13 protein-coding genes are annotated in these 12427 nt (G+C 67.8%); 6 read left to right on the forward strand and 7 right to left on the reverse strand.

The genetic code is table 11. From position 1 onward, the window contains the following. The first annotated feature begins 69 nt into the window (after positions 1–69). Positions 70–786, forward strand: a complete 717-nt coding sequence (locus tag OCH239_RS02875) for a CDP-alcohol phosphatidyltransferase family protein (RefSeq protein WP_037258984.1) — start codon at positions 70–72, stop codon at positions 784–786. 53 nt (positions 787–839) lie between these two features. On the opposite strand, the gene OCH239_RS02880 is transcribed toward OCH239_RS02875, so the two are convergent. After that, the gene (locus OCH239_RS02880) at positions 840–1649 is read right to left on the reverse strand and encodes an ABC transporter permease (RefSeq protein ID WP_037258466.1); all 810 of its coding nucleotides are present in this window, start codon (positions 1647–1649) and stop codon (positions 840–842) included. Between the two features lie 139 nt (positions 1650–1788). On the opposite strand from OCH239_RS02880, the gene OCH239_RS02885 reads away from it, so the two are divergent. Then, complete coding sequence (locus OCH239_RS02885; RefSeq protein ID WP_037258469.1) at positions 1789–2376, forward strand: GcrA family cell cycle regulator; 588 nt, start codon at positions 1789–1791, stop codon at positions 2374–2376. Positions 2377–2469: 93 nt separating this feature from the next. Here OCH239_RS02885 and OCH239_RS02890 read toward each other — a convergent pair whose 3' ends face one another. After that, a complete protein-coding gene (locus OCH239_RS02890) occupies positions 2470–3453 on the reverse strand; it encodes an FUSC family protein (RefSeq protein WP_037258470.1) in 984 nt (327 codons plus the stop codon). 181 nt (positions 3454–3634) lie between these two features. On the opposite strand from OCH239_RS02890, the gene rimO reads away from it, so the two are divergent. After that, on the forward strand, positions 3635–5029 hold the full coding sequence (gene rimO / locus OCH239_RS02895) for a 30S ribosomal protein S12 methylthiotransferase RimO (RefSeq protein WP_037258472.1): 1395 nt from the start codon (positions 3635–3637) through the stop codon (positions 5027–5029). Between the two features lie 349 nt (positions 5030–5378). Here rimO and OCH239_RS02900 read toward each other — a convergent pair whose 3' ends face one another. Next, positions 5379–6266 (reverse strand): helix-turn-helix transcriptional regulator, encoded by an 888-nt coding sequence (locus tag OCH239_RS02900; RefSeq protein WP_037258478.1) that lies wholly within the window; start codon positions 6264–6266, stop codon positions 5379–5381. Positions 6267–6345: 79 nt separating this feature from the next. Here OCH239_RS02900 and OCH239_RS02905 point away from each other — a divergent pair, with 79 nt between their 5' ends. Next, a complete protein-coding gene (locus OCH239_RS02905; protein WP_037258986.1) occupies positions 6346–6927 on the forward strand; it encodes a thymidine kinase in 582 nt (193 codons plus the stop codon). Between the two features lie 10 nt (positions 6928–6937). On the opposite strand, the gene OCH239_RS02910 is transcribed toward OCH239_RS02905, so the two are convergent. From OCH239_RS02910 to OCH239_RS02925, 4 genes are all read right to left on the reverse strand, one after another. Continuing rightward, entirely contained in the window at positions 6938–8056 is a 1119-nt protein-coding gene (locus tag OCH239_RS02910; RefSeq protein ID WP_037258481.1) for a beta-ketoacyl-ACP synthase III, read from the reverse strand. Positions 8057–8184: 128 nt separating this feature from the next. Beyond that, a complete protein-coding gene (locus tag OCH239_RS02915) occupies positions 8185–8526 on the reverse strand; it encodes a tRNA-binding protein (RefSeq protein WP_037258484.1) in 342 nt (113 codons plus the stop codon). Further along, complete coding sequence (gene proC, locus OCH239_RS02920) at positions 8516–9334, reverse strand: pyrroline-5-carboxylate reductase (RefSeq protein ID WP_037258487.1); 819 nt, start codon at positions 9332–9334, stop codon at positions 8516–8518. The genes OCH239_RS02915 and proC overlap by 11 nt, the downstream gene beginning before the upstream one ends. Before the next feature lie 39 nt (positions 9335–9373). Beyond that, positions 9374–9874: a type III secretion system chaperone family protein gene (locus OCH239_RS02925; protein ID WP_037258491.1), complete on the reverse strand. Its 501-nt coding sequence runs from the start codon at positions 9872–9874 to the stop codon at positions 9374–9376. A gap of 332 nt (positions 9875–10206) precedes the next feature. On the opposite strand from OCH239_RS02925, the gene OCH239_RS02930 reads away from it, so the two are divergent. Together OCH239_RS02930 and OCH239_RS02935 are read left to right on the forward strand one after the other, a co-directional pair. Then, entirely contained in the window at positions 10207–11601 is a 1395-nt protein-coding gene (locus OCH239_RS02930; protein WP_084782074.1) for an NAD(P)-dependent oxidoreductase, read from the forward strand. Continuing rightward, positions 11601–12383 carry an Fpg/Nei family DNA glycosylase gene (locus OCH239_RS02935; RefSeq protein ID WP_037258493.1) on the forward strand — a complete coding sequence of 261 codons (783 nt, stop codon included), beginning with the start codon at positions 11601–11603 and terminating at the stop codon, positions 12381–12383. Before OCH239_RS02930 ends, OCH239_RS02935 begins: the two co-directional genes overlap by 1 nt. Positions 12384–12427: the final 44 nt, after the last annotated feature.

The raw sequence follows: 12427 nt of genomic DNA on the forward strand, positions 1-12427 counted from the left end.
CGGTTGCAAGAAAGCGCCGAGTTCGCCTCAGCCATTGATCCGCTCGTGATTCTGTTCCATGACGCGTTGATGAAGCTTCAGACCCGCGCTCTTTTCGTCCATCTCCTGACCGCCACCGGTGCCGTCTTTGCGATGCTGGCCTTGCTGGCCGCGGCGCAGGGACAATGGTCGATCATGTTCCTCTGGCTTGTCGTCGCCTTCGCGGTCGACGGGATCGACGGACCGCTGGCGCGCAAATACGACGTCAAGCTCAACTCGCCGCGCTTCGACGGGGTGCTGCTCGACCTCATCATCGACTATCTGACCTATGTCTTCATCCCGGCCTTCGCGCTCTTCCAGTCGGATCTGCTGCCGGGCTGGACGGGCTGGGTGACGATCTTCGTCATCACCTTCGCGAGCGCGCTCTATTTCGCCGACAGCAAGATGAAGACCGAGGACAATTCCTTCCAGGGCTTTCCCGGCTGCTGGAACATGCTGGTTCTGGTGCTGTTCGCGGTGAAGCCGGCGGTGCCGCTGATCCTCGTGCTTGTCGCCCTGGTCGCGACCGCGATGTTCCTGCCGATCAAGTTCATCCACCCGGTCCGCACGGCGCGCTGGCGCGCGCTGTCCCTGCCGATCGCCTTTGCCTGGGTGTTCTTCGCGGCCTGGGCGGCATGGGGTGATTTCCACCCCGAGAGCTGGGCCACTTGGGGCCTCGTCGCGACGTCGGTCTATCTGCTCGTCGTCGGCGCTCTGCAGCAGATCGTTCCGGTCCGCGCTGCTGCCAAGGCCGAGCCGGCCGAGTAGTCCCCCCGTCAGCACGGTGCACGCCGCCCGAGACGACGTGCACCTTTCCGCGATCAGGCCTTCAGCCGGTAGCCGCTGCGGAACATCCGCCACGCGACCGCGGTGATGGCGGCGACGGATACGACCGAGATCACGAAGCCGAGCAGCGGCGAGCTGTCCGAGACCCCGATCATGCCGTAGCGCGCGCCGTCGATCAGGTAGAAGATCGGGTTCACGTGGGTGAGTTCGTACATCACCGGGGGCAGGGCGCTGACCGAGTAGAAGGTGCCCGAGAGGAACGCCAGCGGCGTGACGACGAAGTTGGTGATCGCCGCCATCTGGTCGAACTTCTCGGAGAAGATGCCGGCGACGAGGCCGAGCCCCGACAGGAACGCCGCGCCGAGGATCACGAAGACGAGCGTGATCAGCGGGTGCTGCGGCCAGATCCCGAGGACGAGCCCGAGGCCGAGCGCGATCACCACCGCGACGACGAGGCCGCGCGCGATGCCGCCCGCCAGATAGCCGAGCACCATCTCGCCGCCTGAGAGCGGCGGCATCAGCGTGTCGACGATGTTGCCCTGCACCTTGGCGATCACCACCGAGGAGGAGGTGTTGGCGAAGGCGTTCTGGATCACCGTCATCATCATGATGCCGGGCGCGATGAAGGTGGTGAAGGGAAGGTCCATCACCTCGCCGCGGCGCGGGCCGATGGCGATCGAGAAGATCACCATGAAGAGTCCCGCGGTCACGAGCGGGGCGAGGAGGGTCTGGGTCCAGACGTTCACGAAGCGGAGGACCTCGCGCTCGCAGAGCGTCCAGAGGCCCATCCAGTTCACGCGCCCGAAGCGCCGGGATCCCTGTTCGTATTGCGATATGTCGCTCATGGTATTTCCGCTCTTCTTTCCTGCCGGTGGGCTTGCCCCGCCTTGTATCCGGCGGGGCCATGATTAGAATAGGGGGCCACGCGGATTTGTCAGGCGGCCGGCCCCTCCGGCCGCTTTTTCACTTAGGAAAGGCACGCCCATGTCCTGGACCGACGAACGGGTCGAGATGCTCAAGAAGATGTGGAGCGAGGGCCAGTCGGCGAGCCAGATCGCCAAGGAACTCGGCGGCGTCACGCGCAACGCGGTGATCGGGAAGGTTCACCGGCTCGGGCTCTCGAACCGCACCGGCGGCGAGCCGGGTGCCCCGGTCGAGCCGCAGCCCGAGCCCGAACCGCGCGTCGAGGCGAGGCCGAAGGCTCCGCCGCAGCCCGCACCCGAAGCGCCGGCGGCCGAACCCGCGACCGAGGACGGGGGTGAGGTCGAGGCGCGGACGATGCCGGCGCCGCGGACCAAGATCATCCCCGCCGGCCAGCCCCTGCCGCCGCAACCTTCGGCCAACGAGATCAGCCCCGAGGCGCTCGCCAAGGTCAGCGCGATCGAGAAGAAGGCCAAGAAGCTGACGCTGATGGAGCTGACCGAGCGGACCTGCAAATGGCCCGTCGGCGATCCGGCGACCGAGGATTTCTGGTTCTGCGGCCTGCCCGTCCAGCAGGGCAAGCCCTATTGCGAGGCGCATGTGGGCGTGGCGTTCCAGCCGATGTCCTCGCGCCGCGACCGCAAGCGCTAGCGGCCGGGGCGTGACGCCGCGCGGGGGCACGCCCTCGCGGCGCGTCCCGCGCGGCGGCGCCTCCATGCGCGTCGGCGCGCGCCGTGCGACCCTTCAGCCGTTGGGATCCATCAATTCCTCGACGGCCTCCGGTTTGAGCCATTTCATGATGCCGAGTGCCGCGGCGCCGAGGACGAGCGCCATCAGGGCGGCGGCGAACATCGCGCCGAGCCGTTCGGTGGCGAGCGCGCCGACATCCGAGACGAGACTCAGCGCCTCGAGCACGATCATCGTCAGCAGCGCCGTGAAGCCGAGATAGCTCACCGGGAGGATCCGGAAGGCGAGCGGCAGCGCCGCAAAGGTGACCGCAAGCCGTGCCCAGACCGGTTCGAGCGTGAGCGACACGACGACGGCGAGGGCGACGCCCGCGACGGTCCCGAGCGTCCGTTTGGCGGTGCGCGAGAAGAGCTGCCCGAAGGGCGGGATCCAGAGCACGACGAAGGTCAGCGGGAACCAGAAACCGTGATCGCCGAAGAGCCGCGCGCCGAGCTCGACCGAGATCATCAGGCCGAGACCCAGCATCACACCGAACATCAGGCTGTATTCGGGGCTCGAATCCTTGTCCTTGCGGTGCTCGGCCGCCTGGCCCGTCCATGCGGTGATCGCAAGGCTCCACGCCATCGCCGTGAGATAGACCGCGAGCACGAGCGGTTTCTGATCCGCCGGCAGGATCGGACCAGTGAAGATCGTCCAGGTGAAGAGGGCGCGCAGGCAGGGCGTCGCGAGGCCATGGCGGAACCCCAGCGCCGTGATCGCCGAGAGGATCGCCGCCACCATCAATGCCAGCGTGTGGTCACCGAGCGCGAGCGCGCCGCCGAGCCCGGTGATCAGCGTCACCGCCAGTGCGGTATGGGTGCCGGAATGCTTTGCGGCGAGATGCGCGGGAAGAGCGGCCACGAAGGCGGCGGCGCCGATCTGGCCGAAGAGCCCGATGCCGATGATGACCGGGACAAGGACTGCCGCAAGGGTCACCCCCACGTTGCGCCATGGCGCCGGATCGCCGCCCTCGACGACGAAACGTCGCGCCCGCTCAAGCATGCCTCACTCGTCCCTTTTCCTTCGGTTCGCGTGAGCTAGAGCGCGCCGGGAGCCGGGAAAGGTGGCGCCTCGTGTCGGGCCGGGGCCTCCGGCGGGAGTATTTCCGCCAAGAAGAAGCAGGCCCGCCTTCGGCCGCGACGCTCCGCTTCCCTTCGGGCCGGCGCGGCTGTATTGGGCGGGCATGGCTCAGAACCCTCCCGATATCCGCCCGGACCGCGCTCAGGCGCGGCTCGAGCGCGACCTCTCGACCGTCCGCCCGGGCGCGCAGCCGACCATCGGCATGGTGTCCCTCGGCTGCCCGAAGGCGCTGGTGGACAGCGAGCGCATCCTCACGCGGCTCCGGGCGGAGGGCTACGGGATCTCGGGCGACTACACCGGTGCCGACGCGGTGATCGTGAACACCTGCGGCTTTCTCGACAGCGCCAAGGCCGAGAGCCTCGAGGCGATCGGGGAGGCTTTGGCGGCGAATGGTCGGGTGATCGTCACCGGCTGCCTCGGGGCGGAGCCCGAATACATCACCGGTGCGCATCCGAAGGTGCTCGCCGTGACGGGGCCGCATCAATACGAGCAGGTGCTCGACGCGGTGCACGCGGCGGTGCCGCCCGATCCCGATCCGTTCGTGGACCTGCTGCCGGCCTCGGGCGTGAAGCTCACGCCGCGGCATTACAGCTATCTGAAGATCTCGGAGGGCTGCAATCACAAGTGCAAGTTCTGCGTGATCCCCGACATGCGCGGGCGGCTCGCCTCGCGGCCGCACAAGGCGGTGATGCGCGAGGCCGAGAAGCTGGTCGAGAACGGCGTGCGGGAGCTTCTGGTGATCAGCCAGGACACCTCGGCCTACGGCACCGACTGGCGCGACCGGGAGGCGAAGTTCCCGATCCTCGATCTTGCCCGCGATCTCGGCCAGCTCGGGGCCTGGGTGCGGATGCATTACGTCTATCCCTATCCGCATGTGCGGGACCTTGTGCCGCTGATGGCGGAGGGGGGCGTGCTGCCCTATCTCGACATCCCGTTCCAGCACGCGCATCCCGACACGCTGCGCCGCATGGCGCGGCCCGCGGCAGCCGAGCGGACGCTCGACGAGATCGCCGCCTGGCGCGCCGCCTGCCCCGACATCGTGCTCCGCTCGACCTTCATCGTCGGCTATCCCGGCGAGACCGAAGCGGAGTTCCAGACGCTGCTCGACTGGCTGGACGAGGCGCAGCTCGATCGGGTCGGGTGCTTCCAGTACGAGAATGTGGAGGGCGCGCGGTCGAACGCGCTTCCGAATCACGTCGCCGATGAAGTCAAGGCCGAAAGGTGGGCGCGGTTCATGGAGAAGGCCCAGGCGATCTCCGAACGCAAGCTCGCCGCCAAGGTCGGGACCCGCATCGACGTGCTGGTGGATTCGGTGGACGAGGAGGGGGCGATCTGCCGGACCAAGGCGGATGCCCCAGAGATCGACGGGAATCTCTTTATAGACCGCAACTTGGGCGGGATTTCTGCCGGCGACATCCTGACGGTCGATGTCGAGGAGGCGAGCGAATACGACTTGTGGGGCGTCCCCGCGGGAAGCGAATCGTCTCACGCGACGTAAGGCTCGGAGCGCGGCCGACGACGGGCGCATGGCGATTCTTGCAGGTTTGACCGGATTTGATCCGATTCGATGCGCAGAGACTCGCTTGGATGCGGTACAGCACCCGGCGACTTTGAGAAAACTTTGCGGTAAGATGATGGCATTATCTGGGATGTCGCAGGGCCGCGGCATCACGGGGGTCAGGGGATGCGCCTTGGGCGACAGCGGGCCGATCGGTCCGCACGAACTGGTCTTCGATAACATTTTACCCTTTTGCGGGGGGTCGAACGATTGGACGCCGCCTTTTCAAGAGGTTCGGGGCGCTTCGGAGACGAGGCGCCCCTTTTTGCCGGATCGTCTCCGGCAGGTGTCATCGCGCATCGCTGACACGGCTGCGCGCGCCGAAGCCATCCATCTCGACCAGCATGTCCATCGCACCCGAGGAGATCGCGCGTCCGGCCGGATCGGGCAGGATGCCGAGGGACATCGCCAAAGCCGCCATCTCCGTCCGCGAGGTGAGGCCGGTGCGCGTCGAGAGCGCGCTCATCCGCTGGCGCACCGCCGAGACCGAGATGCCGAGCCGCTCTGCGATCTGCTTGTCCTGAAGTCCGCGGCCGACGAGTTCGAGGAGTTCGCGCTGCTTCGCGGTGACGTGGTTCCGCTCGAAGAATTCCTGGGTGAAATGGTGCAGGTACCGCTGGTGCCCGATGAGGGCGATGGCGTGAAGCGCCCAGCCATGGGCGCGGACGATCGCGCGCATGCCGCGCCGCGAATGATCGCCCGAGAATGTCAGGAGCCCCGCACGCGGCGGCGCGTTCTGGCGGAGCGGGAACGAGATGCCCGCCCGCATGCCGCGCGCGGCCGCGGCCTCGAGCAGGACGCGGCGTTGCTCGGGGACCGGGGGCGATTCGTCGATGAATTCGAGCCCGACTAGGAGCGGCGTCAGGTGATGCTGCGCGTGCTGCCGCAGGATCGACCATTGGCGCGCCTCGTCGTCGCGATATTCCTCGGTCAGCCAGGAGGAATCGTAGGAGGTCCGCAGGAAGAGCGTGCGCCGCCAATCCTGCAGGCCCTCGGTCGAGACGAAATCGACGAAGGGCAGGGAGACCGATCGGCCGACCTCGACGATCAGACGCCAGACCTCGAGGGAGTGCTGGGTCTTCTCCAGCCGCACGAGACACCGTTGCAGGAGCTCGGGCGTATAGCTTTCGGCGGCCGTGACGTGCCGCGGCCCTGTGGCCTGGAGTGTCGACGTCATGGAGCGGTCCCTCCTGTCGGCGCCGGGATGCGTCTGCCCGGTCCTTGCCCTGCCGGCGCTGCTGGGGCATCTGCCGCGCATGGCCAAGCTCTACTTCCATTATTCCACGATGAACGCGGGCAAATCGACCCTGCTCTTGCAGGCGGCGCACAACTACGAGGAACGCGGCATGTCGGTCATGCTGATGACCGCGACCGTGGACGCCCGCGCCGGGCGCAATCGCATCGGCTCGCGCATCGGCCTCGGCCGGGATGCGGAGGGGTTCGACGAGGGGACGGATATCTGCGCGGCGGTGGTCGAGCGGCAGCGGCAGGGAGAGATCGCCTGCCTCTTTCTCGACGAGGCGCAGTTCCTCACCGAGGCGCAAGTCTGGCAATGCGCGCGCGTCGCGGACGATCTCGGCGTGCCGGTCATGTGCTACGGACTGCGGGTGGATTTCCGCGGCCAGCTCTTTCCGGGCTCGGCCGCGCTTCTGGCGATCGCGGACTGGCTGCGCGAGGTGCGCACGATCTGCCATTGCGGACGCAAGGCGACGATGGTGGTGCGGCAGGACGAGGCCGGACGGGTTCTGACCGAGGGTGCCCAGGTGCAGATCGGCGGCAATGAGACCTATGTGAGTCTCTGCCGCCGGCACTGGCGCGAGGCGATGGGGATGCGCTGAGCGCCGCGGCTCAGGCGCGCTCGACGAGGACCGAGCCCACCGAATAGCCCGCCCCGAAGGAGCAGATCACGCCGCGCTCGCCCGGGGCGAGGTCATCCGAGTTCTGTGAGAAGGCGATGATCGATCCCGCGGAGGAGGTGTTGGCGTAATCCTGGAGGATGTTCGGCTGCTCGCCGTCCTCGGGCGTGCGGCCGAGGACCTTCTTGCCGATGAAGTCGTTCATCGCCTTGTTGGCCTGATGCAGCCAGAGCCGCTTGATGTCGTCCGCGCTCCAGCCGGCGGAGTCCAGATGCCCCGCGATATGGGCCGAGACCAGCGGCAGCACTTCCTTGAAGACCTTCCGGCCGTTCTGCATGAAGCGCATGTCGCGGCGGTCCTCCATCTGGTCGTGGACCGGGCGCAGGAAGCCGTGGTTGTTGCGGATGTTGTTGGAATACTGCGTGGCGCAGCGGGTGGAGACCACGTCGAAGCGGGTGCCCTTGGCCTCGTCCGCGGGTTCGATCACGACCGCGGTCGCGACGTCTCCGAAGATGAAGTGGCAGTCGCGGTCGCGCCATTCGAGATGGCCCGAACAGATCTCGGGCGAGACGACGAGCGCGCGGCGGGCCGAGCCGCCGCGGATCATGTCGGCCGCGGCCTGAATGCCGAAGGTCGCCGAGGAGCAGGCGACATTCATGTCGAAGGCGAAGCCGCCCGCGCCGAGAAGCTGCTGGATCTCGATGGCGACGGCCGGGTAGGGGCGTTCGTGGTTCGAGGCGGCGCAGATCACGAGGTCGATCTCCTCGCCATCCCGTCCGGCCTGCTCCAGGGCCTTCTTCGCGGCGTCGAGACCCATCTCGGCCATGATCGAGGGCGCGTCGTCGCGCCGCGGATCGAGCCGGGGATACATACGGTCCGGGTCGAGCACGCCCTCCTTGTCCATCACGTAGCGGTGCTCGATGCCCGAGGCCTGCAGGATGAAGTCCGCGCTCGAATGGGGCTTCGGCTCGACCTCTCCGGCCGCGATCTCGGCCGCGTGGGCGTCGTTGAAGCGGTCGGCATAGGCGTTGAATGCGACCACGAGCTCGTCGTTCGAGATGGATTGCGCGGGCGTGAAGACGCCGGTGCCGGTGATGGCGGGGTGGGTCATGAAGTCCTCCGGAGCGTGGCGGGACTAGAACCCCAGCCGGGCTTCCGGGTCAACCCGAGGCGCGGACATGCGAGAGGCTCCGCCTCTCGCGTTCTCCGGGATATTTGGGTCAAGAAGAAGGGGGAGGCTCAGTGCATCCGCGCGCCGTCCGGCACGGGCCGCTCGGGAGAGATGAGGACGATGGCGCCGTCCTCGTCGGAAAGGCCGAGCACGAGGACCTCGGAGAGGACCGGTCCGATCTGGCGCGGAGGGAAGTTGACGACCGCGAGCACCTGCCGGCCGACGAGATCGTCGGGGGTATAATGCGCGGTGATCTGGGCGGAGGAGCGCTTCTCGCCAAGCTCGCCGCCGAAATCGATCCAGAGCTTGATGGCGGGCTTGCGCGCCTCTGGGAAGGGTTCGGCGCGGGTCACTGTGCCGGCGCGGATGTCGACTTTCAGGAAATCGTCGATGCCGATCTCATCCGTCACGGCCGAGCTCCCGGGCGCGATTGGCGGCGGCCTTGACCGTGGCTTCCATGAGCGGGGGGAGGCCGTTCTCCACGTCCATCAGCACGTCGAGACCGGCCTGCGTCGTGCCGTTCGGGCTCGTCACGTTGCGGCGCAGTTCGGCGGGATCGGTGCCGGTCTCCTGCGCCAGCGCGCCGGCGCCGGCCACGGTGGCGCGGGCGAGTTTCAGCGCGAGCTCGGCATCGAGGCCTTGCGCCTCGGCGGCCTTCGCGAGGCATTCGATCATGTGGAAGACGTAAGCGGGCCCCGAGCCCGAGGTGCCGGTCACCGCGTCCATCTGCGCCTCGGTCTCGAGCCGGACGGTCTCGCCCACGGCCGAGAGCAGCAGCTCGGCCTGTTCGAGGTGAAACTCGGTCGCCTGAGCGTTGCCGACGAGAGCCGTGATGCCGCGGGCGATGGCGGCGGGGGTGTTTGGCATGGCGCGGATGATCGGCGTCTCGCTGCCGAGCATCTCCTCGTAGGTGGCGATGGAGGTGCCCGCGGCGATCGAGAGGAAGAGCGTCTCGCCACCACTCAGGGCTTTGAGCGAGGGGAGCGCCTCGCGCATCATCTGCGGCTTGACGGCGATGAGCGCGATGGCGGGGTTTTCGGGCAGGTCCTCGTTGAGGTGCACGCCCTGATCGCTCAGCCAGTCCGAGGGTTTCGGGTCGGTGACCCAGACCGAGCCGGCCGGCAGGCCGCGGGCGAGCCAGCCCTCGAGCATGGCCGATCCCATCTTGCCGCAGCCCAGGAGTACGAGGCCGCGGCGGGCGATGTCGGTGTCCTGCATGGTCGGGTCCCCCGGTCTTTGCGATGCCGGGGGACAGGGTTACGCGCGGCCGTAGGCCTCTGCAATGGCGACCTGCAGGGCGTCCTTCGGCGTGCGGTCGGACCATGCGACGAGCTGGAAGGCGGGGTAGAAGCGCTCGGCCGCGTGGATCGCGGTGCCGATCATCGTGTCGATCTGGTCGGGGCTCGCCACCTGGCCGCCCGAGAGGACGAGGCCGTAGCGCCAGACCATCAGGTTCTGCTCGGCCCAGAAGGAGAAGGCGCCGGACCAGCATTGCTCGTTGACGAGGTTCAGCTCCTCGTAGAGCGCGCCCACCCGGTCCGCGGGCGGCTCCATCTCGAAGGTGCAGATGAGGCGCAGCGTCTCGTCGTAGCCGGACCAGGCGAGGGTGACGGAATAGGTGCGCCATTGGCCCTCGACCGCCATGGCGATCTGGTCGTCTCCGACGCGATCGAAATCCCAGTCGTTGTGGGAGGCGATGCCCTCCACGATGTCGATGGGGTGAATCTCGTCTTCCAGGAACTGCTCGGACAATGCCATGGCGCCAACCCTTTTGCTGTCGCGCCGGGGGCTCGCAGCGCCCCTAGCGCTTGGTGCCTGCTCTAGGGGCGGCACGGTCGCACGCGCCCCATACGACATATCGTGCCTGTGGGGGCGAGGTGGAGTAAAGCGATATTTTTGTGAAGCACGCAATTAGTTGTGGATGAACCTGTGAAACACTCAAGATGGGGCAGCTCGGGGTGCTGCCCGGATTTTGGGCGGAAATGGCGCTGGCGCACTTTTTTGACCGTTCGGACAAAATTTACCTTTTGATAAAATTTCGGGACGTGTCAGTCTGCTTGCAAAGAAAAGACCGACACGGAGGTAAATACATGGCCGACCCGCTGACCCCAGGCATCGCGCCGGCGCGATTGTCCGCCCAGGAGATCACGGAGAACTTCACCGATCTGCACAAGCCGCTCTCGATGCACGAGGCGTCGGTGGCCGCGGACCGCTGCTATTTCTGCTTCGATGCGCCCTGCGTCGAGGCCTGCCCGACCGAGATCGACATCCCGCTCTTCATCCGCCAGATCGCGACCGGCCAGCCAGAGGCGGCCGGGCACACGATCCTCGAGCAGAACATCCTCGGCGGTATGTGCGCGCGCGTCTGTCCGACCGAGGAGCTCTGCGAGGGCGCCTGCGTGCGGGAGGCGGCCGAAGGCGAGCCGGTGCAGATCGGGCGGCTCCAGCGCCACGCCACCGACAGCGTCATGGCGCGGCAGGGGCACCTCTTCGACCGCGCCGCCCCCACGGGCAAGCGCGTGGCCGTCGTCGGCGCGGGGCCCGCGGGCCTCGCCTGTGCGCATCGCCTCGCCATGAAGGGCCACGAGGTGCAGATCTTCGAGGCGCGGCCGAAGCCCGGCGGTCTCAACGAATACGGCATCGCGGCCTACAAGAGCACCGACAATTTCGCCGCCCGCGAGGTCGAGTGGCTCATGGGGATCGGCGGGATCAGCGTCGAGTACGACAAGATGCTCGGCGGGAACCTCTCGCTCTCCGAGCTGACCGAGGGCTATGACGCGGTGTTCCTTGGGGTCGGTCTTGCGGACGTCAACGCGCTCGACGTGGACGGCGCGGATCGCGAAGGCGTCGAGGATGCGGTCGGTTTCATCGCCGAGCTGCGGCAGGCGGCGGACCTGACGGCGCTGCCGGTTGGGCGCAATGTCGTGGTGATCGGCGGCGGCATGACGGCGATCGACGCGGCGATCCAGTCCAAGCTTCTGGGCGCCGAGAACGTCACCATCGCCTATCGCCGCTCGAAGGATCGCATGGGTGCCTCGCAATACGAGCAGGACCTCGCGACGTCCAAGGGCGTGCGGATCGTGGCCAACGCGCAGCCGAAGGCGGTGCACGGCAACGGTGCCGCGGCGGAGATGGAACTGGAATACACCGCGGACGACGGCTCGGGCCTGCGCGGCACCGGCGAGACCATGCGCCTGCCCGCCGATCAGGTGTTCCGCGCCATCGGCCAGAGCATCGTGCCGGTCGGGGGGCTCGAGATGGACGGGCGCAAGCTGCGCGTGTCCGAGACCGGGCGCACCTCTATGGAGAAGGTCTGGGCCGGCGGCGACTGCACGCCGGGCGAGGACCTGACCGTCGTGGCCGTGGCCGAGGGGCGCGACGCCGCCGAGGACATCCACGCCACGCTCATGGGCGAGGCGCTGGCGGCGACCGGTGCGGTGCTCGGCGAGAGCGCGCGCGGCGGCACGGCTCCGCGGGGCGCCTGATGCCCGAGCTGCCCGAATGCGAGGCGAACCGGCGGCGCATCGAGGATGCGTGTCTCAACCGCACGATCGAGGCGGTGGAGCTCGGGGAGGTCCGGCACATGGACCTTCCCGGGGGCAACGCGCAGGGCCGCCTCGTCGGGCATCAGTTCACCGAGACGCGGCGGCACGGCAAGGCGATCTTCGCGGGCACCAAATCGGGTCCGTGGATCGTCGTGCATCTCGGCATGACCGGCTCGCTTCGCCCCTATGACGGGGAGGACGCGCCGGACTACGCCAAGGTGACGATCCGCTTCGAGGGCGAGCGGCGGCTCGCGTTCCGCTGTCCGCGCAAGCTCGGCACGGTGTCGGTGATCGACGATCCCGAGGCTTACGTGAGCGAGGCAGGGCTCGGACCCGACGCGATGCAGGTGGATGCCGATCGCTTCGTGGAGATCATGGGGCGCAGCCGCGGCGCGGCGAAGTCGGCGCTGATGGCGCAGACTAAGATCGCCGGGGTGGGCAACCTCTGGTCCGACGAGACGCTCTATCGTGCGGGCGTGTATCCCGAGGCGCGGGCGAGCGAGCTGGGCGAGAAGATGCTGCGGACGCTTCACGCCGAGATGCGACACGTGCTCGGGCATCTTCTCGAGGCGAACGCCGATTACAGCCGCATCCCCGAAGACTGGCTCTTTCCGAGCCGGGACGAGGGGGAGGCCTGTCCCCGCTGCGGCGGGACCATCACGAAATCCAAGGTCGGCGGGCGCACCGCGTATTTCTGCGCCGACCATCAGAAGACCGCCTGAGGCGGCAGCTACAACCCAAGGGACGCGGGGCGTCCCTCCGGCAG

This window comes from Roseivivax halodurans JCM 10272, from assembly GCF_000521785.1.
Taxonomy (GTDB): Bacteria; Pseudomonadota; Alphaproteobacteria; order Rhodobacterales; family Rhodobacteraceae; genus Roseivivax; species Roseivivax halodurans.